The sequence below is a fragment of the Rouxiella badensis genome, assembly GCF_026967515.2.
Lineage (GTDB): Bacteria > Pseudomonadota > Gammaproteobacteria > Enterobacterales > Enterobacteriaceae > Rouxiella > Rouxiella badensis.
This window is the reverse complement of record NZ_CP114062.1, coordinates 953,861-975,889: the sequence shown is the minus strand read 5'-3', so window position 1 is coordinate 975,889 and position 22,029 is coordinate 953,861. Positions and strand designations below refer to the sequence as shown.

The 22,029-nt window shown below is 54.6% G+C and carries 19 protein-coding genes; 13 read left to right on the top strand and 6 right to left on the bottom strand.

Annotation, left to right across the window (positions count from 1 at the left end; all coding sequences use genetic code 11):
* Nucleotides 1-12: 12 nt before the first annotated feature.
* Nucleotides 13-621, bottom strand: coding sequence for a TetR/AcrR family transcriptional regulator (locus O1V65_RS04645; RefSeq protein WP_017490546.1), 609 nt, complete (start codon nucleotides 619-621; stop codon nucleotides 13-15).
* 114 nt (nucleotides 622-735) lie between these two features.
* Between O1V65_RS04645 and O1V65_RS04640 the strand changes: the two genes are divergently transcribed.
* Both O1V65_RS04640 and O1V65_RS04635 read left to right on the top strand, forming a co-directional pair.
* Entirely contained in the window at nucleotides 736-2,112 is a 1,377-nt protein-coding gene (locus O1V65_RS04640; protein WP_269130223.1) for an MFS transporter, read from the top strand.
* Nucleotides 2,113-2,175: 63 nt separating this feature from the next.
* Nucleotides 2,176-2,994, top strand: a complete 819-nt coding sequence (locus O1V65_RS04635; protein ID WP_084912219.1) for an AraC family transcriptional regulator — start codon at nucleotides 2,176-2,178, stop codon at nucleotides 2,992-2,994.
* Here O1V65_RS04635 and O1V65_RS04630 read toward each other — a convergent pair.
* On the bottom strand, nucleotides 2,965-3,603 hold the full coding sequence (locus O1V65_RS04630) for a LysE family translocator (protein WP_017490543.1): 639 nt from the start codon (nucleotides 3,601-3,603) through the stop codon (nucleotides 2,965-2,967). The two genes, O1V65_RS04635 and O1V65_RS04630, sit on opposite strands and share 30 nt — an antisense overlap.
* A gap of 207 nt (nucleotides 3,604-3,810) precedes the next feature.
* Between O1V65_RS04630 and O1V65_RS04625 the strand changes: the two genes are divergently transcribed.
* Nucleotides 3,811-4,398, top strand: a complete 588-nt coding sequence (locus tag O1V65_RS04625) for a pyridoxamine 5'-phosphate oxidase family protein (RefSeq protein ID WP_084912218.1) — start codon at nucleotides 3,811-3,813, stop codon at nucleotides 4,396-4,398.
* 66 nt (nucleotides 4,399-4,464) lie between these two features.
* On the opposite strand, the gene O1V65_RS04620 is transcribed toward O1V65_RS04625, so the two are convergent.
* Nucleotides 4,465-4,968: a GNAT family N-acetyltransferase gene (locus O1V65_RS04620; RefSeq protein ID WP_165429159.1), complete on the bottom strand. Its 504-nt coding sequence runs from the start codon at nucleotides 4,966-4,968 to the stop codon at nucleotides 4,465-4,467.
* A gap of 294 nt (nucleotides 4,969-5,262) precedes the next feature.
* Here O1V65_RS04620 and umuD point away from each other — a divergent pair, with 294 nt between their 5' ends.
* Nucleotides 5,263-5,685 (top strand): translesion error-prone DNA polymerase V autoproteolytic subunit, encoded by a 423-nt coding sequence (gene umuD / locus O1V65_RS04615; protein ID WP_017490540.1) that lies wholly within the window; start codon nucleotides 5,263-5,265, stop codon nucleotides 5,683-5,685.
* Nucleotides 5,685-6,953 carry a translesion error-prone DNA polymerase V subunit UmuC gene (gene umuC, locus O1V65_RS04610; protein ID WP_017490539.1) on the top strand — a complete coding sequence of 423 codons (1,269 nt, stop codon included), beginning with the start codon at nucleotides 5,685-5,687 and terminating at the stop codon, nucleotides 6,951-6,953. The genes umuD and umuC overlap by 1 nt, the downstream gene beginning before the upstream one ends.
* 382 nt (nucleotides 6,954-7,335) lie before the next feature.
* Here umuC and O1V65_RS04605 read toward each other — a convergent pair whose 3' ends face one another.
* Complete coding sequence (locus O1V65_RS04605; protein WP_017490538.1) at nucleotides 7,336-8,592, bottom strand: adenylosuccinate synthase; 1,257 nt, start codon at nucleotides 8,590-8,592, stop codon at nucleotides 7,336-7,338.
* 142 nt (nucleotides 8,593-8,734) lie between these two features.
* Here O1V65_RS04605 and O1V65_RS04600 point away from each other — a divergent pair, with 142 nt between their 5' ends.
* The 4 genes from O1V65_RS04600 to O1V65_RS04585 all read left to right on the top strand — a co-directional run bounded on the left by O1V65_RS04600 (nucleotide 8,735) and on the right by O1V65_RS04585 (nucleotide 12,718).
* Nucleotides 8,735-9,625, top strand: a complete 891-nt coding sequence (locus tag O1V65_RS04600; protein WP_017490537.1) for a LysR family transcriptional regulator — start codon at nucleotides 8,735-8,737, stop codon at nucleotides 9,623-9,625.
* A 195-nt stretch (nucleotides 9,626-9,820) separates the two neighbouring features.
* Entirely contained in the window at nucleotides 9,821-10,987 is a 1,167-nt protein-coding gene (locus tag O1V65_RS04595) for an MFS transporter (RefSeq protein WP_084912217.1), read from the top strand.
* A 31-nt stretch (nucleotides 10,988-11,018) separates the two neighbouring features.
* Nucleotides 11,019-11,660: a TetR/AcrR family transcriptional regulator gene (locus tag O1V65_RS04590; RefSeq protein ID WP_227953016.1), complete on the top strand. Its 642-nt coding sequence runs from the start codon at nucleotides 11,019-11,021 to the stop codon at nucleotides 11,658-11,660.
* 284 nt (nucleotides 11,661-11,944) lie between these two features.
* Nucleotides 11,945-12,718, top strand: coding sequence for a FadR/GntR family transcriptional regulator (locus O1V65_RS04585; protein ID WP_017490534.1), 774 nt, complete (start codon nucleotides 11,945-11,947; stop codon nucleotides 12,716-12,718).
* A gap of 47 nt (nucleotides 12,719-12,765) precedes the next feature.
* On the opposite strand, the gene O1V65_RS04580 is transcribed toward O1V65_RS04585, so the two are convergent.
* Nucleotides 12,766-13,698: a cation diffusion facilitator family transporter gene (locus O1V65_RS04580; protein ID WP_227953014.1), complete on the bottom strand. Its 933-nt coding sequence runs from the start codon at nucleotides 13,696-13,698 to the stop codon at nucleotides 12,766-12,768.
* A 306-nt stretch (nucleotides 13,699-14,004) separates the two neighbouring features.
* Here O1V65_RS04580 and O1V65_RS04575 point away from each other — a divergent pair, with 306 nt between their 5' ends.
* Genes O1V65_RS04575 through corA form a run of 4 tightly spaced genes read left to right on the top strand, consistent with a single transcriptional unit; the run spans nucleotide 14,005 to nucleotide 19,353 of the window.
* Nucleotides 14,005-15,240, top strand: coding sequence for an HlyD family secretion protein (locus tag O1V65_RS04575; RefSeq protein ID WP_017490532.1), 1,236 nt, complete (start codon nucleotides 14,005-14,007; stop codon nucleotides 15,238-15,240).
* On the top strand, nucleotides 15,237-16,805 hold the full coding sequence (locus O1V65_RS04570; RefSeq protein ID WP_026110349.1) for a DHA2 family efflux MFS transporter permease subunit: 1,569 nt from the start codon (nucleotides 15,237-15,239) through the stop codon (nucleotides 16,803-16,805). The genes O1V65_RS04575 and O1V65_RS04570 overlap by 4 nt, the downstream gene beginning before the upstream one ends.
* A gap of 2 nt (nucleotides 16,806-16,807) precedes the next feature.
* The gene (locus O1V65_RS04565) at nucleotides 16,808-18,355 is read left to right on the top strand and encodes an efflux transporter outer membrane subunit (RefSeq protein ID WP_084912214.1); all 1,548 of its coding nucleotides are present in this window, start codon (nucleotides 16,808-16,810) and stop codon (nucleotides 18,353-18,355) included.
* Nucleotides 18,352-19,353, top strand: coding sequence for a magnesium/cobalt transporter CorA (gene corA / locus O1V65_RS04560; RefSeq protein WP_017490529.1), 1,002 nt, complete (start codon nucleotides 18,352-18,354; stop codon nucleotides 19,351-19,353). The genes O1V65_RS04565 and corA overlap by 4 nt, the downstream gene beginning before the upstream one ends.
* 110 nt (nucleotides 19,354-19,463) lie before the next feature.
* On the opposite strand, the gene O1V65_RS04555 is transcribed toward corA, so the two are convergent.
* Nucleotides 19,464-21,899, bottom strand: coding sequence for a DUF3772 domain-containing protein (locus O1V65_RS04555; protein ID WP_017490528.1), 2,436 nt, complete (start codon nucleotides 21,897-21,899; stop codon nucleotides 19,464-19,466).
* Nucleotides 21,900-22,029: the final 130 nt, after the last annotated feature.

Below are 22,029 nucleotides of genomic sequence, written 5' to 3'. Positions count from 1 at the left end.
TTCGCCCTGTAGTTAACTGGCAGCGTGCCTTTGCAGCACGCTGCGCATGATAAAATCGTTGGTGCGTTTCAAATTTTCCAGTTCGGGTTCAACCTTACCGTACACCCGCATCCCTTCAAGCAGCATAAACACCGTTTCCGCCATCACCTCGGCGGGGGTATCTGACCTGAAGACCTGTTGCTGCTGCCCACGGCGGAAAATCGTCTCGAGATTCTGCCTGATACCGCTGAACATAAATTCGACTCTCTCTTGTACTTCTCGATCCCCAGGCAGTAACTCCGTGGCGGTCGCAATGGTTAAACAGCCCCGCTTTCCAGCTTCCCCGGTCGACAACATTGCGCCATATTCCAGCGTTTCGCGCAGTGCGGCTTCGGGGTCCAGTTCCCTGCTGCGTTGCTGTAAACGCGCTAATCCTGTTTCCATATATTGCGTCAAGGCGGCGAAGAAAACGCTTCGCTTGTCGGGATACAGCTTATAGATGCTGGCGCTGGCGAGGCCCGAGGCCTGCATCAGGCTGCTGATAGACGTGCCCTGGTAACCGTTGCTCCAGAAACACTCCATCGCCACTTTAAGAAAGTCTTCAGGCTCGAACGCTCTGGGTCTGCCGAGATTTTTTTTCATTGTTACGCATCTTGTTGGGAGTAGAGTTGATAAAAACATTGTAGATTGATCACTCTACAAAGCAATTTTTTTGCGTTACTCTGGCTCAAAACCGCCTTTCGAACCGGGGATCCCATGTTTTCTCAACAGAGCACGAAAACAGTCCATAAGTCGCGTATACCACTCTTCGCAAGTGCATTTATCATCTCGCTGGGCTACGTGGTGGTTCAGCTGGATGTGACGATAGTGAATGTCGCTCTGCCCACGCTGTCTCACGTTTTTAATGCCGATGTTTCGGTACTGCAATGGATCCCCGACGCCTATGTCATCGTTTTTGCCGCCCTGCTGCTTGCCGCCGGTGGCCTTGGCGATAAATACGGTAATCGCACGGTTAATCTGGCGGGCATCGCTCTGTTTTTACTTGCCTCGGTGCTCTGCGCCTGCTCATCCAGCGTCGAGAGCATGATTTTTGCCCGTATCGCTCAGGGAGTCGGCGCTGCGCTTATTGTTCCTTCGTCACTCGCCCTGCTGTCGGCGGTCTGTGGGGATAATCCAGTCCAGAGAACCCGGGCGATTGGGTGGTGGAGTGCTATCGGAGGCATCATCAGTGCGGCAGGACCTTTTATCGGCGGACTGGTGCTTGAGCACCTTTCCTGGCAGGTTATTTTTCTGATTAATGTTCCGATTTGTCTTGCCGGAGGGGTTCTGACCGTGCTGTTTATTGAAACTCCGACGGCGCATCGCGGTCAGAATATCGATACCAAAGGCATTTTGCTGTTTGTTATTGCCAGTTTTACGATGATTTACAGCATGATCGCCTTCGGAAAAAATTTCGCCCTGACCCACTCAGAACTGATTTTCTTCGCGCTGTCGCTGCTTGCGCTGTTTACCCTGACGCGGCATATCCAGACAAACGACCGGGCTTTTTTGCCAAAGAGCTTGATCAAAAATTCGATTTTTTCATTAAGCCTTTTATTAGCCGCGATGATGAACTTTGCGTTCTATGGTTCTATTTTTCTGCTGACGCTCTATTTTCAAGACTATCGCGGGTTTTCACCGCTGATGACCGGCCTTGCGCTGCTGACCTTCACGATTATTGCGTTAGCAAATGCCCTCAGCAGCTCTCTCTCGGCCCGCCTGGGGGTGCGCCGTACCCTCATTCTTGGTCTTTTAATCGCGACGGCTAATTACCTTATCCTCGCAGTACTCACGCACGTTAATGCTGATTACATCACCTTCGTCTGCTTCCTTTTTCTGATGCCCATCGGCGGAGGCATTGCCACGCCGACGCTTATCGCCACCTTTTTGCACCACGCGCCACCGGGCAAAACGGCGACGGCGTCGGCGGCCATCAATGCCATGCGCCAGACCGGTGCCGCGATGGGCATCGCGCTGTTGGGGCTGTTGGTAACCGGCTCTCATTTCCCGATAGGGGTCGGGGCAACGGCTGGCTTTGCCCTTGCCGCGCTGGTGATGCTGTCTGCGGCGGTGATTGCCGGAATGCTTGCTTAACGTCGCAACGCATGATGTTATAAATGGTAATTATTTATCTCTCACCGGCAGGATGAAATCGGCGTGTCGCTACAGTCATCAGAATGGTTCAGCAGAAAGGGCATAGAATGTTCACGCGTGGTGGCGTGTGAGGATTTCTTTCCGCGACATCTGCACGACGAATATGTCATCAGCGCCAATCTCTCCGGCACGGAAGCGATATGGATGGACGGCAAAACTGCCGAGGTCTGCGGCGGACACATCACCGTTTACAACCCGGCGACCGTTCAGTCATCCCGTTTCGGGCAGCAGGCGGTAGAGTTCGTCAGCGTCCATCTCCCGCAGTCAACGCTCCAGTCTTTAGTCAACCAGCAAAATTTGCGCAGCAGCGCTGAGGCTCCGGCCTTACGCGAGGGCGTATTGCAAAATCCGGCGCTGTTTAACGCAATTTGCCGCTATGCCAGTACGGCCAGAGATGAAGATGCCGATGCCCAGGAACAGGAGTTTTTGCTGCTCTGCGGCGCGCTATTGGAAGATGAGGTCACAGCGGACAGGCACGGCGAGCAGGCCGTAGCACGGGCCAAAGATTATCTGCGCGAAAACCTGATTGAAAAGCCTCAGCTTGACCAACTGGCGCAGATTTGCGGATTGAGTAAATATCATCTGGTGCGACGTTTTAGCCAGCTGATGGGCCTACCGCCGCTACAGTATCATATGCAGCTGCGTCTGCACCGTGCCCGCGATCTGTTGCGCAGCGGTATTCACCCCCTTGATACCGCCATCGCGTTAGGCTTTTACGACCAAAGCCACTTTATTAATGCTTTTCGCAAAGTGATGGGAATTACGCCGCATCACTATGCCCGGCAGGTGTGTTCAGCGCGCAATAAATTCTCTGTAGCCTGAAGCGATAACATAAATCGCGAAATAGCTGAAAATTAGCGCCGACGCAATATAGGAATATTTCAGCAGTCGGTGCCCCAATAATTTACCGCCAAGACTCCCCGCAAGGCATAAAACGCAGGTCCAGACGAGCCCGGCGATAAAGAATCCGCCCAAAAATCGAGAGGAAGCCGCCACGCTGTGCTGCCCCATCTGTGATATCAGCGCGCCACCGACCGTCGCAAACCATAGAATGGCGGTGGGTGAAGACATTGCCAGCATGATACCGCGCGCAAATTCACGCAACAGCGGCCGCTGCGGGTTCTCCTTTGCGGCCGGTAATTCATTCGCCGCCTTCACCGCCGCGATAAGCATTTTCACTGCAAACCACACCAGCATTGCGCCGCCGCCTATCCACAGAGCCCAACGCACGGCGGTAAACTGCAACAGCATCGCCATTCCAGCCAGCGCAAGCAGCGCATAAATCAGGTCACCGATGCAGGTTCCGACACCCAGCCAAAAGCCGTGAAAATATCCCCGCTGCATCGCCAGCGTGATCATCGCGATGTTGGCGATCCCGATATCCAGGCATAGTGAAAGGCTAAGCAAAAAGCCGTTGGAAAACTGCATCATAGACATCATCCCCTGATTGTTTAAGGCATGATTAAACCCGGTGACTCACGGCAAGTATTGGAAAGTATTGCTGTTGCATAATCTGGCCATTAGATGAGCCCATGAACATGTATTACTCTTAGGGTGCTGACGGAAGAACTGACCACACTGCGGCCCCCTCCAACTGACAGGATTGACAGGATTGACAGGATTGACAGGAGCAACATCATGCCGATAAGCCTTGAAGACATCGATATCTCTGCCTGGACGGCGCTGGAAACCGCCGCCAGCGATCCCCAGTCAGGTTTCAGGTATTTGAACCTTTGCACCGTAGATACCGCAGGCAACCCGCAGGCCCGGATGGTGGTTTTACGGCGCGTGGACAGGCTGGCGCGCATTCTTGAGTTTCATACCGATACGCGCAGCCCTAAATGGCAGGAAATCGCGGCTCATCCTCGCGTGACGGTCGTGGGATACGGCCACCAGCAGAAGCTACAGCTGCGCCTTGAGGGCACCATTAAGCAGTATACTTTTGAAAGCCAACAGGCCAGTGCCGCGTGGCGGGGGCTTTCTGCCAGAACCAGAAGTACCTACGCGGGAGGGCCTCCTGGTGACAGTCTCGCCTTTCATGCTGCGGCTGATGACGCCAGCACGCAGCCGTTGGATGACGCGGAAGGACTGGCTCATTTCGGCGTGTTAATACTGCACGTTAATACGTTGGACTGGTTCCAGTTGAGCAGAGAAAATAACCAGCGAGCCTGGCTGACCTACACCGACAGCGGCGCTCTCCACGCCAGCAAATGGATTAACCCATGACGGCTTCAGTCACGGGTAATCGATATTTTAAAGCCAGGCATTTTCCCGATTCATGCCCGCTCCCCGTTAGAATCTCACCATGACATGGTCTCGATGCTTGTCTTGCCCGACATAAAAATACGCCGCGCCAACCGACGTAAAACCATGAGTAGTATAGAATTTTATAGCGCGACCGTTTTCTTCATTCACCAGCAATCTTACGTGGCCCTCTATGCTATGCAGCGTTTCGCTAACGAGTTTTTGGGCATAGCCCGCCCCGTGGAACTCGGCCAGAACATAGCAACGCGTCAGCTCCGCTATGCCATCCGCTTCAGGAATCCCTACCGACTCCGGCTCAAGGCTAAGCATGCTATAGCCGATAATTCTGCCATCGACTTCAATAACATGAAGCTTTCTGCTGGGTGAGGTGAGGAGATTTTCAAAGCATTCGATCTGCAAATTCGTTTCGATGTAGTTTCGAACATCCTCCGCAGGTGTACTTTTAGGACAGGCCAGGTGAAAAGTCGCCACGGCTAAATGACTGATAGCGGCGGCATCTTTCAAGGTTGCCAGACGAACAATTGCACTCATGAAGGGGCTCCCTGTTAGGTTTTTTATTGCTCAATCAAGAGCGGATTATCGGTCGCGTTTCTTTTTTAACATTATTATTCCTCCATAACATGCCGCTTAATATAAATCACAGGTAGTTCATTGAAAAATAAAAGGTTAAGTTGAAAATATTTCATTAAAAATATGATTTTTAAGGATAATTATTAAGTTTCTTTATGGTTCAGCACCTTAGTACTTTCTGTTGTTTTTCTCTTTCAAAATCGTGCCCCACATGATTATACTGTATATATAACCAGTAATCATATGGGTATCCTAATGACTTTTATCCGTGCAGCACGTTCACCCGTCGACATGCCACTCCCTTATTTCCAGGACAAGGTCCCGGCCGGTTTCCCGTCTCCCGCGCAGGATTATATTGAAAAAAGCATAGATTTAAACAAGCTATGTATTAGACATCCGGCCGCAACCTACTTCGTTTCGGCGACCGGTATCTCGATGGTCGACGCCGGGATCTTCGAAGGATCGATGCTAGTGGTCGACAGAAGCCTCGATGCGAAGCACGGTGACATCGTTATCGCCTCCGTCGCCGGTGAATACACCGTTAAACGCCTTTGCACCCATCCGTTGGTCAAACTTGAGCCCATGAACCCGAACTTTCCCCCGATCGTTCTGCACGAGGGCATAGACGAACTGGAAATTTTTGGCGTGGTGACGTTCAGCATCACTGGGTTTAAATAATGTTTGCCCTCGCCGACGTTAACTCTTTTTACGCGAGCTGCGAGGCGGCATTCCGGCCGGACCTGAAGGGGCGTCCGATCGTGGTGTTATCCAACAACGACGGCTGCGTTATCGCGCGCAATAAAGAAGCCAAAGTGGCCGGCATTCAGATGGGCGCTCCCTTTTTCAAAGTACGGCAGGCCTGCGAACAGCATAAGGTGGCGATTTTCAGCAGCAACTATGCGCTGTACGGCGATATGTCATATCGGGTGATGACCCTCCTCGAGGAGATATGCCCCAAAGTCGAAATCTACTCTATCGATGAGGCGTTTATCGACCTGCAAGGGGTCAGCAATTGCAAAAATCTCGAAACGTTTGGCCACGAAATCAGGGACAAGATAGATAAATGCACCGGCCTGAAGATGGGCGTGGGCATCGGCCCCACCAAGACGCTGGCCAAACTGGCAAACCACGCGGCTAAAAAATGGAGCAAGACGGAGGGCGTGGTCGACCTCTCCCTCCTCGCTCGCCAGCGCAAACTGATGGCACTTATCGAGGTGGGCGAAGTCTGGGGCGTCGGCAGGCGGATATCGAAAAGGCTTAACGCGATGGGCATCAATACCGCTTTACAGCTCGCCGACGCCTCTCCGGCGCTTATCCGCAAACATTTCAGCGTAGTCCTTGAACGTACCGTGCGTGAACTGCGCGGCGAGCCTTGTCTTGAACCCGAAGAGTTGGCGCCGACCAAGCAGCAAATCATCTGTTCGCGATCTTTTGGCGATCGCGTGAGTCAATATAGCTTGATGCGTGAGGCGATTTGCAGCCACGCCGTGCGGGCAGCAGAAAAGTTGCGCAAAGAGAATCGGTACTGCCGTCATATCTCGGCGTTTGCCAAAACCAGCCCCTTCGCCGACGGCGAGGACTACTACGGCAATTGCTGCTCCATCCAGCTGCAAATCCCGACCCAGGATACGCGGGACATTATCGCGGCGGCGACCAAGTGCCTGGATGACCTCTGGAAAGAGGGGCATCGTTTCCAAAAATGCGGCGTCATGCTGGGTGACTTTTACAGCCAGGGCGTGGCTCAGCTCGGATTATTCGATGAAATCAAACCTCGCGCCAACAGCGAACAGCTGATGGCGGCGATTGATTTGATTCACAAAGACGGTAAAGGCCGGGTCTGGTTCGCCGGTCAAGGCGTCGAAAGAAGCTGGGAGATGAAGCGTGAGATGCTGTCGCCCGCTTATACAACCAGAGTGAATGAGATAATGAAGGTACGGATGATTTGAAAAGTCGGCCTGCATGAGAATCGCGCTCTGGGGACAGAGCGCGAAACAGAGTTATTGCTACTGCGTTGAACAGTGTTTTACCCCATTCGCTGCGGATGAAGGTCGCGAGGTGAGCAATCTGCTTGTCGTTTAAACGCCATCCAAAGTCAGGCATCGCAAGCTGTGTCAGCGGTGGAAAGACATTCGGCGCTCCCTGGCTCGTCACGAAACGTGAACATTGCGGCCGAATAGCCTCATTAGAAATAGCGTTAATGCCGTGAGTAATAACAGGAAGAGAAAATTGCCGAGACAGGCATCGGCGGGAGGGGAACGCCAGCGCAGCATACAAAAAAGCCCTGCTCACAGAGATAGCAGGGCTCGGTAATTTTTGATTAATCAATGATTAACGATTGATCATCTGGTCACGTTCTGGACCGACAGAAACCATGCTGACGCGAACGCCCATCAGTTCTTCGATACGCTCAACGTAACGCTGTGCAGCCACCGGCAGGCTTTCGAAGGTACGGCAGCCTGTGATGTCTTCGCTCCAGGATTCCATCTGCTCGTAAACAGGTGCCAGTGCAGCAGTCTGTGGCCAGATTGGGTTTTCAGTGTGCTCACCCGCGTAGGCGACACAGATTTTCAGGTCAGCCAGGCCGGACAGGCAGTCGATCTTGGTCAGGGCGATTTCAGTCGCAGCCTGTAGCTCAACGCCGTTACGGGTGGCGACAGCATCAAAGTAACCCATGTCACGTGGACGACCGGTGGTTGCGCCAAACTCGTTAGCGTTCTCACGGAAGTTATCCTGCTCTTCCATGGCAGTAACCAGCGTGCCGGTACCGACAGAAGAACTGAATGCTTTAGCCACCGCAATCACACGCTCAGGGCGCAGAGCCGGTAAGCCACTGCCGATACCTGCATAAGCGGCGGTCACGTTTGAAGAGGTTGTCCACGGGTATTCGCCGTAAACCAGGTCACGACCTGCACCCAGCTGGGCTTCGAACAGCAGGTTAGCGTCTTGTTTCTGTAGGGCTTTCAGTGGCTCGGTCACGTTGCAGATGAATTCACGCCATGGTGCGGTCACGTCCAGCAGCCATGCGGTCATTTCTGCAGCGGTCTGGGTGAAGTCAAAGCTTGGGTACAGCGCTTTCAGCTGTGGCAGTTTCCAGTCCAGCATGAACTGAATACGTTCCTGCAGAACTTCAGGCTGGTTCAACCAACCGATCAGGATGCCTTTTTTCATTACGCGGTCGCCGTAGGCTGGCGCGATGCCCTGACGAGTTGAGCCGTAAGCTGCATCGCCAAGACGTTGTTCTTCAAGAGTATCTTCAAGTGCGTGCAGCGGCAGGCACAGAGTAGCGCGGTCAGAGATACACAGTTTAACGTCAACGCCCGCCGCTTTAACTTCGGCGATTTCCTGAGTCAGCGCCGCTGGGCTGATAACCATGCCCGGGCCGAGAACGGCAACGCAGCCTTTGTTGAAAATGCCGCTAGGTAACTGGTGCAGCTTAAAGGTACCGAAGTCGTTAACAACGGTATGACCCGCGTTGTTACCGCCCTGAAAACGGATACTTGCTGCGGCATCGGCTGCCAGTAAATCTACGATGCGGCCTTTGCCTTCATCGCCCCAGTTTGCACCTACCACTACAATCGACGGCATATTCAACTCTCCTCATTGATTAAGGAGTCATGCTATGCCCATGATTCAAATATGAGAAATTAATTATAATTATCATCTCAATAAGAATCTCATATAATGGCTGCAGAAAATTTTTGGAAACTGCTCCTGAAAGGCCAATAACATGCTGGATATTAACTGGTTAAAAACGTTCGTCACGCTGGCGGAGTTACAACACTTTGGGAAAGCCGCCGCCGCGCTGCACATGACACAGCCGAACGTCAGTCTGCACGTCAAGCAACTGGAGCAGACCACGCGGGTCAAGCTTATCGAGCGCAATCCCTTTCGGCTGACGCAGGCGGGTTATCGCCTGCTGGATACCAGCCAGAGAACGCTGATGGAGCTTCAGGTTTGTCAGGCGGACCTCAACGCGATTAACGATCAAAGCCGCGGTACGCTCACCATTGCCGCCAGCGATATCATCTCGCGTCTGTTGCTTATCAAACCTTTCCAGCTGTTTAAGAAACAGTTTCCCGGCATCGACTTTACGCTGTTGAACACTACCTCCTCGCAGGCATCGGAGCTGGTCAAAAACGCCAAGGCCGATCTCGGCTTCGTTATTGAGCAAAAAGAGAGCCAACCGCTGTACTTTACCGAACTACAGCAGATTAAATGGTGTGCGCTGGGCAACAATCTTGAGCTATGGCAGCGCGAGCAGCAGCCTGAAAGCACCCTCCATGCCGATCAACCTACGCTGATTTTGCTGGGTCACGATACTCGAACTCGCGACCTGCTGGATCAAGCGCTGCCGTTACTTAATCTGCCGCGCTATCGGGTGATGGAGGTCGGCAGCGTGGATGCACAAATCGACTGGGCGGAGGCAGGATTCGGCGTGGCACTGGTTCCGGAGTTTTCACTGCACAGCAAAACCAACCTGACCACTAAAATCACGCCCCTGCCGGAGTTCCCTGCAACCCGCCTTGGCTATATTTTGCGACAGAACCAAATTCTCTCTAAGGCCGTCAAACAGCTGCTGCAATGGGTGAATCAGGAGATTGTCGATTCTCAACAATAAGTGACAGGGTCACGCACCCTCTCCCTCTCTGACAGCACAGATTGCTCCCCTCTTCGCCCAAATCTTACTTGTAAGTAAGTTTACTAGTAAGTAAGATTTTAATCAGCAAAACATCTGCACGATTAATTTCCATCGCATCTACACAGCAATAAAAATACTTAATTCATAATAATCAACATATTGAGGGTTCGAGCTATGTCGTCCAAACTGCCACTGCTGGCATTGGCCCTGGGTTCATTTGGGATCGGTACCACCGAATTTGCGCCTATGGGTCTCTTGCCAACCATTGCCACCGGCGTTGGGGTTTCTATCCCGACCGCCGGACTGCTGATCAGCGCCTACGCTATCGGCGTGATGATTGGCGCACCGCTGATGACGCTGTTCATGAGCCGCTATCGCCGTAAATCGGCGCTGGTGCTGCTGATGGGCATTTTTGTTATTGGTAACCTGCTGTCCGCTATTGCCCCTAATTACACCCTGCTGCTGCTGTCGCGCGTGGTCACCAGCTTCTCACACGGTGCCTTCTTTGGCCTCGGCGCGCTGGTTGCCACCAGCCTGGTACCGGTCGAGAAACGCGGTAGCGCAGTGGCAATAATGTTTTCCGGTCTGACTATCGCCAACATCGGCGGTGTGCCGGTCGCCACCATGATTGGACAGACGATTGGCTGGCGTACCACCTTTGCCGCGACCGCCGTGCTTGGCGTTATCGCGATGATAGGTATCGCCAAGACGCTGCCGAAAGGTGAAGCGGGTAAAATGCCGGAAGTGAAGAAAGAGCTCTCCGTTCTGGTGCGCCCTGTGGTCCTACGCTCGCTGGCGACGACTGTTTTGGGTGCCGGTGCGATGTTCACCCTTTATACCTATATTACGCCCATCCTTGAGCGGCTGACCCATGCCTCCGGTGAGTTCGTTACCGCAATGCTGATGCTGATTGGCGTTGGTTTCACCCTCGGTAACTATATCAGCGGTAAGCTGGTTGACCGCTCGGTTGATGGCACCTTAATCTTGTTCTTCAGCCTGTTAGCCGCCTCGATGTTTATCATGCCTTTCTCTGTGACAAGTCACATCGGTGCTGCAGTGTCTATGGTACTGTGGGGGATGATGTCGTTCGGACTGATTGGACCGCTGCAAATGCGCGTGATGGACGCCGCTCATGAAGCGCCGGGCATGGCGTCATCGGTCAATATCGGTGCCTTTAACCTCGGCAATGCGCTCGGTGCTGCACTGGGTGGCGGCGTGCTGAGTTCAGGCCTGACCTATGCGTGGATCCCACCGGCCGGTGCCGTTCTCGCGCTGCTGGGTCTGGTACTAGTGGTGGCCAGCCGGGCTTCAAACCGTGAATTTGCCAGCGAAAGCGCATAAATCTTTCAGAAAAGGATCTGTGAAAGTCGTGATGCAAAACAAAACGTCTTCCCCTGCCAAAGAGAGCGCCCCTGCAAAGGGCGTCTCCCTTTCCAAAGGTGAGAGAACCCACGCCAACCTTCGCCGTCATGCGGCGGCGGAGTTTGCCCGATTGGGTTATCACAACACCAAGGTCAGCGATATCGTTAAGGCAACCGGCGTCTCGCAGCCCACTTTTTACTGCTATTTTGAGAGTAAAGAGATGGCCTATGAAGACCTGATGACCGAATTTCGTTCACGCCTGGAGACCCTGACGCTGACGTTTCTGATTGAAGGCGAGGCGCACGCGGAAGAGGTGTTTGACCGCGTTGCGCTGAGTTTTCAGCAGCTTCTCGACTTTCTGGCCGAGGATCCGGACCTGACCCAGATAGGCTTCTTCCAACCGCCGGGCTGCACTGCCACCAAGGCGGGTTTGGCAGAGCTTATCGGTCAGAACATTGCCAAAGAGCAGAAAAACGGGCTTTACCGCAAGGACATTAGCGCCACGCAAATGGGCCAGTGTTTTGTGGGCATGCTCGACCAAATGGCGCGTATTCCCGGTGATGCACAAAAACGTAAAGAATTGAGTCTGGGATGCGCTACGCTGCTTTGCGAAGACATCCGCTCCGGCTGCCAGCCAGAGAACAAACGCTAACCCCTCCCCACGCGGGCTGTCGGCCCGCTTATCCCTTTTCGCATCCCCTCCCTCTTTCTATTATTAAGAATAATTAAACATTTCTCTGAACCCGCTCGCGCGTGGGATGTCTCAATTCTGGCTCAGGTTTTGTTGCCTCCTGAGCGTCCAAAGTGAAAATTTAGCCTATCCTTCATATTCATCCGTCTAGCGTTGGCGAAGGCAGGTGCAGTTACCTTCGTCAAGACGGGTTGCCGAAACGGAATTATCACTATGGGCAACTTATTAATTAGGGTAAGGAAATTATGACTAGCGATCTAAGCATTAAAGAGACCCGTCCAGTAACCGACCCGGCTCGACGCAAGCGCACGGACCAGATTGCCGATGAGATAAAGAAGACCATCATTAACGATAACCTGGTGCCAGGGGATCGTTTACCGCAGGAGAAAGACCTGACAACCCGTTTCGCAGCAGGAAAAGGCACGGTGCGGGAGGCGTTGAAATCCCTGGAGGTTCAGGGGCTGATTCGCACCCGAACGGGACCCGGCGGCGGTGCGTTTATCGAGTCGATGAGCGAAACCCGCGCCATGAGCCTGCTGTCGAACTATCTGTTTACCCGTCAACTCTCCATCAGCGATATCTACTCCCTGCGTAAAGCACTGGAGCCAGTGGTCGCCGTCAGTGCCATAGAAAATATGGATGAGGCGGGTTTTGACCAGCTTCAGCAACTGATTAGCGTCTACGACCGCGACCCGGCAAACGATCAGGAACGCTGGGATCAACTTATGGCTGAACTGGATTTTCACGGCGTGGTAGCCAGCTATTCCGACAACGTGCTGTTGGCCTTTATCTGCCATTTTCTCCAGCGACTGCTGAAGGACCTGGCGGTATGCAAAAAAATCTATAAGCGGCAAGAACCCATCGAGCGCAGCGAAGGCATTGCCCTTCAGACGCGTTTAATCGATGCGATGCGGCGCAGAGATGCGCAGCAGGTTGAGCAGGTGATGCGCGAGCATATGCATCATGCGGAGAAGACCATGGTGGCGTTAAGAGCCACCCTCGACACTGCGTTTCTATAGCGCCCTAGCCCGGCTCGCTCAAACAACGACTCGGGCAGGGGAGCGACTTATTTAAACAGGTCATCCAGGCGATCGTCGTCGATACCGGCAGGCTCAAGGTGCGCGGTGACGTCGGCGGAGGTAAAGAGCAGTCTAACTGCCGCCTCTGCCGCATCACCGATATCATGCCCAACGTCAACGGACAGCTTGCCGTCAACCTCGACGTGAAACTCGACAAACACTCTGTCACCGCCGTTACGCGTACGGATATCGTGCACCCCCTTGACGCCCTCGCAGCTCATCACCGCCGCTCTGACACGTTTGCGGTCTTCAACGTCGAGCTCTCTGTCCAGCAATTGCTTCAGCGCATCGGCCGCCATGCCTTTGGCATTCCACAGCATGTAAAACGAAATCAGCAGCGCACCGGTGGAGTCGGCGCGGGTCCAACCCAAGTAATGTTCCAATACAAGCGCCAGCAAAACGGCGATATTCACCGCCACGTCGGTAACGTAGTGCGCACGATCGGCGGCAATCGCCGTGGATCCTGTGCGTTTTACTACATAGGTCTGCATCAGCACCAACCCTACCGCCGCCAGTGAACTGCCGATAATCACCCAGATGCCGAGTCCTAAGGCCGCCAGCGGTTGAGGGTTTATCAAGCGTTCAATCGATTCGCCCCCCAGCACCAACCCCGCGCCACCGAGCAACAGTGCCTGTACAAATGCCGCGACGGCTTCGGCCTTACCGTGTCCGTAGCGATGCCCCTTATCGGCAGGACGCCCCGCGTAACGTACGCCAATCAGCGTGACCAGCGAGGCCAGCACATCAACCAGCCCGTCTGCCGCCGAGGTCAGCAGCGCAATGGAGCCGGTCGCCGCCCACGCCCAGACTTTTACCCCCACCAGCACTAACGCGACGATCAGTGAAACCAGCGAGGCCATTCGGGTCAGGCCTTTATAGGGCATGTCTGGACTCACGGGAGAAGTCGGCGTGTTTGTCATACAGTTATCCTGAAATATACATTTTTTAATAATAAAGAGATGAGTGACTAATCTGCAGCTACCTAAGAGAATTAATCCTGATAAACGAAGTGATAATCGTGACAAGTTTTTGCGGCTGGGGAGGTACTTTGCCACTTTTTGATCTTGCCATAAAGATTTTTTCCAACGTTACCGATCAATCTGGCGGGGAGTGGCTAAAAGCTAAACGAACTGACTTAAATTTACTTGCATTTACAACAATATCTTCTAGGGTAAAGCGAGCTTCTTTTAAATCCTCGTCAAGGCATACTGCGTGCCGACTCTTCGATGAGCAATACAACCAGCGATCATAACAACATGACTGATAACAAAAAAGAAACGACCCAGCACGGCAACGATGCAACGGACAGCACTAAACCTGGCATTAACTCAACGCACGTAAAATCTGGCGAAGGCCATACCAACGGCGATGACAGCACTCACGGCCAAAAGAAAGAAGGCGACGGAAATGATGCCGAAAATCCTAAAGGTCCCGGCAAAAAGCCGCTGATCATTTTAGGTATCGTGGTCATTGTTATCATCATCGCAGCACTCATTTTCTGGTTCCTGAATCGCAATCTGGAAACCACCGACGACGCCTTTACCGAAGGCAACGCGGTGACCGTCGCACCGAAGATTTCGGGCTACGTGGTGAATCTGGCGGTCAAGGACAACGAATTCGTCAAGAAAGGCCAGCTTGTGGTGCAGATTGACCCACGCGACGCACAGGCGCAGCGCGATCAGGCCAGCGCTCAGCTCGGTCTGGCGGTCTCCCAATTGCATCAGGCGCAGGTTCAGTACGATTTGGCCAAGGTCCAGTACCCTGCCCAGCTCGCGCAGGCCCAGGCTCAGGAAGCGCGCGCAGAAGCGAGTCTACAAAACGCCACGGCCGATTACCGTCGTCAGCGCGGCGTAGATCCCCGCGCAACCACTCAACAAAATATCGACAGTTCCAACGCCCAGCTGCGCTCTGCCAATGCCGACCTGGCCAACGCTAAAGCGCAGGTGCAGGTTGCGTCACAGGTTCAACTGCAAATTCGCAACGCCGAAACCAACGTCGAGGCACGTCAGCAACAGGTTGAGCAGGCCAAGGCCCAGCTGGAAACGGCCGACCTGAATCTCTCCTACGCCAACGTCCGCGCACCTTTTGATGGCTACGTCACCATGCGTAACGTTCAGCTCGGTACGCTGGTGCAGGCCGGATCTTCCCTGTTCTCGCTGGTCTCACCGGACATCTGGATAGCCGCCAACTTCAAAGAGTCTCAGCTGGAACGCATGAAGCCGGGCAACAAGGTGGACATTAAAATCGACGCCTATCCGAATATCGAGTTACACGGTCACGTAGACAGCATCCAGCAAGGTACCGGCTCACGCTTCTCGGCCTTCCCGGCTGAAAATGCTACCGGTAACTATGTAAAAATCGTTCAACGCGTGCCGGTTAAAATCGTTATCGACAGCGGCTATGATCCTAAGAACCCGCTGCCGCTCGGCCTGTCTGTAGAACCGTCGGTAACCGTTGAATGAGTGGCGAAGAAAGAAGTTGGGCCCCCAAGAGTAATGCGTGGGCGGTGGCCATTGTGGTCACCATCGCCGTATTCATGGAGATACTCGACACCACCATCGTCAACGTGGCGCTCCCGCACATCGCGGGATCGCTCTCCTCAAGCTATGACGAGTCAACCTGGGTACTGACCTCGTACCTGGTAGCAAACGGTATCGTACTGCCGGTCTCTGCGTTCCTGAGCCGAACGTTTGGCCGTAAAAACTACTTCATGATCTGTATCCTGATGTTCACCGTCTGTTCTTTCCTGTGCGGGATAGCCACCGAGCTGTGGCAAATGATCCTCTTCCGCCTGCTGCAAGGGTTCTTCGGCGGCGGTTTGCAGCCGGTACAACAGTCGGTACTGCTGGACTACTTCAAGAGAGAAGATCGCGGCAAGGCGTTCGGTCTCTCCTCCATCGCGATTATCGTTGCCCCTATCCTTGGCCCGACACTCGGCGGTTTGATAACCGACAGTTACAGCTGGCGCTGGGTATTCCTGATTAACATCCCGATTGGGATCATTGCGCTGATTGCGATTTATCAGCTGCTGGAAGATCCGCCGTGGGAGCAGAAATCCAAAGATAAGTTGAGCATCGACTATATCGGTATCGGCCTGATTACCCTGGGGCTTGGCTGCCTACAGGTCATGATGGACCGGGGTGAGGACGAGGATTGGTTCCAGTCGAGCTTTATCGTGACCTTTGCCGTGCTGGCCGCCGTGGGTATCGTCGGTGCGGTGTACTGGCTACTGTATACCAAGAAACCGGTGGTTGACCTGCGCTGTCTGAAGGACCGCAACTTTGCGGTTTCCAGCCTGTTGATGGGCGGTATGGCGCTTATCCTTTACGCCAGCTCGGTGCTTATTCCTCAGCTTGCCCAGCAACAGCTCGGTTATACCGCGACCCTCTCGGGTCTGGTGATGACGCCGGGAGCAGTGGTAGTGGTCTTCAGTATTCCGTTGGTGCTCAAGCTGATGCCGTCAATTCAGACGCGTTACCTGATAGCCTTTGGTTTCGCCATCATGTCGGCTTCTTTTGTGTATTCGATGACGCTGGTCCCTAACATTAACTTCGGCACGCTGGTGATGTATCGCAGCGCGCAGTCGATGGGGCTGGGCTTCCTGTTTGTGCCGCTGACCACTATCGCGTTTATTACCCTGCCACAGAGAATGAACGCCGATGGTGCGGCGCTGTTTACTATGTTCCGTAACGTCGCCGGGTCGATTGGTATTTCGCTTGCCACGACCAGCGTGACCGAACGAACGCAGGCCAACAGCGCACACATGGTGCACAACATGACCCCGCTGAACGAGCAATTTAATATTGCGGTACAGAAAGGCGCGGCAGCGATCCGCGATTTCACCAGTGTCGTGGGCGACCCGACGACGCTGGCGACGGCCCGCATGTATCAGGAGATGTCTTCGCAGTCGAGGATCCTCGCCTACATCGACACCTTCAGCTATTGCGCCCTTGTTACCTGTATTTTGATCCCATTTTGTTTTCTGCTTTCGCCAGTTAAGAGCGAAGGTAGTGCCGGAGCCCATTAACTATGTCGGCCTATGTATCACGTTTTACCCTCTCTGTTCTGGCGCTGGCACTGGCTGGCTGTTCGGTCGGCCCCGATTATCAGGCGCCGCATGCTAAAACCCCGGGCGCTTTTAGCGACATTAATCAGCCACGCAACAATCCGGCGGACTCTATCGCCCTCGCCTCTCAGCCGGACCCACAGTGGTGGAAGTCGTTTAAGGACCCGCAGCTCGACAGCCTGATTGACCGCGCCATCGCGGGAAATATTTCGCTACAGCAGGCGGTGCTGCGTATCGCCGGTGCGCGTGAACAGGTGACTCAGGCACAGGGCGCATGGCTGCCTTCGGTGAATGCCTCCGCGCAGATGACTCGCCAACAGCTTGGCCTTAAGGGCGAGCTAAAATCGACCGGTATTCAGGACAAGCTTGAGGATATCAGCCCGGAAGCCGCGAGCGCGGTTGACTCGGCGACCGGTCCAGTCAACGTTTATCAGGGCGGATTCGACGCCAGCTGGGAACTTGACCTGTTTGGCGGCACCCGTCGCTCGGTCGAGATGGCCAAGGCCCAGACTCAGTCGTCGGTCGAAAGCCGCAACGATGCGCTGGTCTCACTGGAGGCCGAAGTAGCGCGTACCTATCTGCAACTGCGTGGCGCACAAACGGTGCTCGCGACCATTCAGACGCAGATTGACGTTGCCCAGCAGACGATGGACCTGACGCAGAGCCGTTCTCAGCACGGCCTCGCGCCGCAGGTTGACGTCGAGAACGCGCGTGCACAGCTCGGTTCGCTGCGTGCTCAGCTGCCGCAGTATCAGGCTCAGGAACGTCAGGCGATGAACGGTCTCGCGGTATTGCTGGGGCAGATCCCAGGCTCGCTGGACGGAGAACTGACTCAGGTCAAACCGCTGCCGGCTATTCCGGCCATGGTTTCGGTCGGTATCCCGTCAGAGCTGGCGCGCCGTCGTCCCGACGTGCGTAAGGCAGAGGCGGATCTCCATTCTGCTACCGCCAATATCGGGGTCTCGGTCGCGCAGATGTTCCCCAGCATTTCGTTGAGCGGACAGCTTGGCCTGCGTAACACCGACTCGGGATATCTGACCGACTGGAGCAGCCACTTCTTCTCCTTCGGACCTCAGGTCTCTCTGCCTATCTTCCAGGGCGGACGACTGGTCTCCAGCGTACGACTGTCGCGTGCGCAGCAGGCTAATGCGGTGCTCAACTATCGCCAGACGGTACTGACCGCGCTGCAGGACGTTGATAACGCGTTAGTGAGCTACCGCACCGATCAGGACCGCGTTAACGGTCTGGAGTATTCGGCAAGCGCGCTGCAAACCAGCTTCGACCTCGCGACCGATGGCTACAAAAAAGGCCTCGTCTCCTTCATTAACGTGCTCGACGCACAGCGCCAGCTGGCTCAGGCGCTACAGCAAAGCGCCGAGGCCAAGGTACAGACCAGCACCGATCTGGTGTCGCTGTATAAATCGCTCGGCGGTGGCTGGGAACCTTACCAGGACGTCAAGCTACCGACCTATCACGTTTTTGGCCCGGCCGAGACGGTTGACAATCCATGAGCAATGACAACGAGACGAAAGCGCAGTCTGATTCGGTGATAAGCAGCGTCGCCTACCGCAATGGTAAGAAATTGCAGCAGGTGACTATCGAAGACATCAGCGAAGTCATCAAGGCGCCAGACACCTTTGTCTGGCTTGGACTGGTGCAGCCTGACAACAGCTATATGCGCGAGATTCAGCAGGAGTTTGGCCTGCATGACCTGGCGATTGAAGATGCGCTGACCGCCCATCAGCGCCCTAAAATCGAGCAGTACGGTGAGTCACTTTTCATCGTGGTCAAAACGGCGCAGCTGGTTGGCGACACCATTCAGTATGGTGAAACGCACCTGTTCGTCGGCAAGAATTTCCTGATTACGGTACGCCACGGCGCCTCTTCCAGCTATGCGCAGGTGCGCAAACATGCGGAGGAGTGCCCGGACTTGCTTGCCAAAGGTCCGGGTTACGCGCTGTATGCCATTCTGGACATGATAGTGGATAACTATCTGACCATTCTGCATGAGTACACGCAGCAGTTTCAGCAGATTGAGTCGCGGATGTTCAAGTCCGAGTTTGATCAGAACGCGGTGCATCAGGTTTATCGCCTGCGCCGTGAGCTGCTCAGCCTGCACAACGCCGCGCTGCCGATGGGAGATATTTGTAATCAGCTGATCCAGCATCATGAAGGGCTGGTGCCTAAGTCACTGCGCGCCTACCTGCGTGACGTGCAGGACCACGCCCATCAGGTGGTGACCACCACTGACGACATGCGTGAGATGCTGGCTAACGCCATGCATGTGAATCTGGCGCTGGTGTCGGTTCATCAGAATGAGGTGGTACAGCAGCTGGCAGGATGGGGGGCAATTTTGGCGATTCCCACGGTGATTTTCAGCCTCTACGGGATGAACTTCAAAGACATGCCGGAGCTGAACGACGCCTGGGGTTATCCGGTGACACTCGGGATCACGGTGGTGGGATGTATCGCCTTATACATCAAGTTGAAAAAGTCTGGGTGGTTGTAAAAAGTATTTTTTGTGCTGGGCGCAAGGCCTAGGGCCGCTAATGGGGTTATGGGGCAGCGCGCAAGGCGCGTGCCCTTGACCTAAAAGCGTCTTAAAGGGACGCACACCCTTTATTCTACCGTGTTACCCACGCCCCGCTCCGGCATGTTTGCCAGCACCATAGTCTGCGTACGGCTGAGCGATACGCCCGCCTCGCGCAGTTTCTTGAGGATCTCATACAGCAGGTCACTCTTGGTGCGGCTTACTACGCGCGGACTGTTCACATACCCCGTCACGCTCAACACAATACCGTCAGGACCCAGTTGGCTGAAGGAAACGGAAGGTGCAGGCGTTTCCATAATCGAGTCGTGCGCCTCGTAGGCCTCAAGCAGCATGTTGCGGACTTCTTCAGGGTCGATATCCAGCGGGAAAGTCAGTGCGATAGTCGCGACACCCTGTGCGTTGCCCATGGTGGCATTACGCACGTTCTGCGAGATAAACTGCGAGTTCGGCACAATCACCGTTGAACGGTCACTCAGCTGCAGCTCGGTTGCACGGACATTGATACGGCGAATATCCCCCTCAACGCCGCCGATGCTGACCAGATCACCGACTTTCACCGGACGCTCGGTCAGAAGAATCAGGCCCGAGATAAAGTTTTTAACGATTTCCTGCAAGCCAAAACCGATACCGACCGACAGCGCGCTCACAATCCACGCCAGTCGGTTCCACTCGATGCCCAGCACCGACAGCGTCACCAAAATTAGTAGCACCAGACCCACGTTGGAGAACAGCGTCACCAGCGAGGCGCGCATACCGCGGTCCATGTTGGTCTTCGGCAGGAAATCGTTGTCCAGCCAGCGTCGCGCAGAACGCAGCACGTACCAGCCAACAATCAGGAAGATCAAGGCGTTGACCATGTGGGCTGGAATAATGTTTAGGTGTTCCAGACCCTTACCGCCCCATACGTCCACCACTTTGCTGAAGATTTCCAGCGGCGTCGTGGTGCCGAAGTTACCGCCGAGCAACAGCGTAACAGCGGTCAGCAGCAGTACAGTTTTCGCCACCGCAGACAGAAGCGTGGCGGCCAGAGAGAGATGTCGATCGTTGAGACTCAGCGAGTGTTTGAGCAGTCGACCACTGGCGGTGCTCGGTGAAAACAGGCTTTCACTCAGATCGATGGCCAGATGCATCAACGTATACAGACAGGCAACGACCGTACCAATCCACAGCAGCTCATAGGTCAAGAAGCGCGCCAGTGGCACATAACCCACCACCAGAGCGACGAAAATGGCAAACGCCATCACGCTGGTTGCCAGATGCAGCAGACCGGCCAGCGTCGAACGGGCTTCCGGTTGTTCGCCTTTGGCCAACAGTTTGCGGCGCAGGCGGTTAACGCGCATCGGTGCGAACGCCGCGCTGATAGCAACCAGCAAGGCCGATAGCCCGTTACCGAACAAGGTCACCGAGATGCTGGTGCCGACCAGATTGTTGATGCCCTCTATCAGGCCAAAAATCAGAATGAAGGCCGAGAGCATTTTCGGGAAACTGTCCAGCGTCTTGGCAACCGGATCGGCGATGCCCGGCAGACGCCATGAAGGGTGCGCGATGGAGAGCAGCGAGCGCCCCAGCCCGACAATTAGCGCAGAGAATATCGAAAGCCTGACGATCAGCTCACCGGTTTCTGCCACCCACTCGCTGACGTCCGGCATGCGGGTAAAGGCCAGAGAAAACAGCTTTGCCGCGCCGCCCAACGTCATAATGGTGATAGCGGCCGTCGCAAAAGCGAAGAAGCTGCGGCGCAGGCGACCTTCAGGCAGCCAGCGCGGCGTCAACCAGGCGAGAGGAATGTCGAGCACTCGGCTACCGAACACCCCGATCAGTATGGCAGCGAGCAGCAACAGTCCACTGCCTACGCGCCACTCAGGCTGCCAGGTCAGATGCCACGCGTCCTTCATCTGCTGACGGTATTCGCCAAAACGCTCGACGTCATCGTCGGTTGGCGACGTCAGCGCCGACCAGAAGTTGCTGCCAAAAATGCTGCCGGTATTCAGCGCCAGCTGAGTTTTCAGCGCATCGCGACGCAGACCGCCAATTTGCGCGGCCAGATTGTTGGCGCTGGTTTTGATTGCACCCGCCTGCTGAATCTGGTTATCGAGCGCCGTCTTGCTGGCATTCAGGTCTTTACGCTGCTTAATCACCTGCGGGGTCTCAGGCAGCGCGCCAGTGGCCGGAGCCGGGCCTAGCACATCGAGCTTGGCCTGCACCTGAGCACGCAGAGGCTGCAAGGCGGTGCCGAGCGCATCGGCATCGCTGCCCAGTTTCAAGGCATCGTCGCTTAATCCACTGAGAGACTTGTCATTTTTGGCCGTCGATACCTGTTGTTTAATGGTATCGAGGCGCTTTTGCAGCGATCCCAATGCCGCAGGGGCATCGACGGGCTTGGTGGTCTCGGCGGTTTGGTCCTGGTCAGACGAATCGTCTGGAGCAGCACTGGCCAGCAAAGGAGAAAACATTAACGCGAGTAGCAGGGCAACGTAAAACGGCGCCCGGAAAAGCTTTTGCATAAAGTGGTTTACCCAAAGTTTCATGTATCGAGAATGCGTTCTAATTTTCGGAAAAGGGATTAGTACTACAGTAAATCTTAAACTGTTAGCGGAAGGGATGCTATGTAAGGTAACTCTTAAAAGTTCTAAA

Excerpts from the sequence above, each read along its gene's own strand:
- O1V65_RS04555 (WP_017490528.1), bottom strand. The coding sequence starts at position 21,899 with ATGCAAAAGCTTTTCCGGGCGCCGTTTTACGTTGCCCTGCTACTCGCG.
- O1V65_RS04645 (WP_017490546.1), bottom strand. The coding sequence starts at position 621 with ATGAAAAAAAATCTCGGCAGACCCAGAGCGTTCGAGCCTGAAGACTTT.
- O1V65_RS04600 (WP_017490537.1), top strand. The coding sequence starts at position 8,735 with ATGCTGGATATTAACTGGTTAAAAACGTTCGTCACGCTGGCGGAGTTA.
- O1V65_RS04630 (WP_017490543.1), bottom strand. The coding sequence starts at position 3,603 with ATGATGCAGTTTTCCAACGGCTTTTTGCTTAGCCTTTCACTATGCCTG.
- O1V65_RS04585 (WP_017490534.1), top strand. The coding sequence starts at position 11,945 with ATGACTAGCGATCTAAGCATTAAAGAGACCCGTCCAGTAACCGACCCG.
- O1V65_RS04605 (WP_017490538.1), bottom strand. The coding sequence starts at position 8,592 with ATGCCGTCGATTGTAGTGGTAGGTGCAAACTGGGGCGATGAAGGCAAA.
- O1V65_RS04640 (WP_269130223.1), top strand. The coding sequence starts at position 736 with ATGTTTTCTCAACAGAGCACGAAAACAGTCCATAAGTCGCGTATACCA.
- O1V65_RS04570 (WP_026110349.1), top strand. The coding sequence starts at position 15,237 with ATGAGTGGCGAAGAAAGAAGTTGGGCCCCCAAGAGTAATGCGTGGGCG.
- corA (WP_017490529.1), top strand. The coding sequence starts at position 18,352 with ATGAGCAATGACAACGAGACGAAAGCGCAGTCTGATTCGGTGATAAGC.
- O1V65_RS04590 (WP_227953016.1), top strand. The coding sequence starts at position 11,019 with ATGCAAAACAAAACGTCTTCCCCTGCCAAAGAGAGCGCCCCTGCAAAG.
- O1V65_RS04625 (WP_084912218.1), top strand. The coding sequence starts at position 3,811 with ATGCCGATAAGCCTTGAAGACATCGATATCTCTGCCTGGACGGCGCTG.
- O1V65_RS04575 (WP_017490532.1), top strand. The coding sequence starts at position 14,005 with ATGAGCAATACAACCAGCGATCATAACAACATGACTGATAACAAAAAA.
- umuD (WP_017490540.1), top strand. The coding sequence starts at position 5,263 with ATGACTTTTATCCGTGCAGCACGTTCACCCGTCGACATGCCACTCCCT.
- umuC (WP_017490539.1), top strand. The coding sequence starts at position 5,685 with ATGTTTGCCCTCGCCGACGTTAACTCTTTTTACGCGAGCTGCGAGGCG.
- O1V65_RS04580 (WP_227953014.1), bottom strand. The coding sequence starts at position 13,698 with ATGACAAACACGCCGACTTCTCCCGTGAGTCCAGACATGCCCTATAAA.
- O1V65_RS04565 (WP_084912214.1), top strand. The coding sequence starts at position 16,808 with ATGTCGGCCTATGTATCACGTTTTACCCTCTCTGTTCTGGCGCTGGCA.
- O1V65_RS04595 (WP_084912217.1), top strand. The coding sequence starts at position 9,821 with ATGTCGTCCAAACTGCCACTGCTGGCATTGGCCCTGGGTTCATTTGGG.
- O1V65_RS04620 (WP_165429159.1), bottom strand. The coding sequence starts at position 4,968 with ATGAGTGCAATTGTTCGTCTGGCAACCTTGAAAGATGCCGCCGCTATC.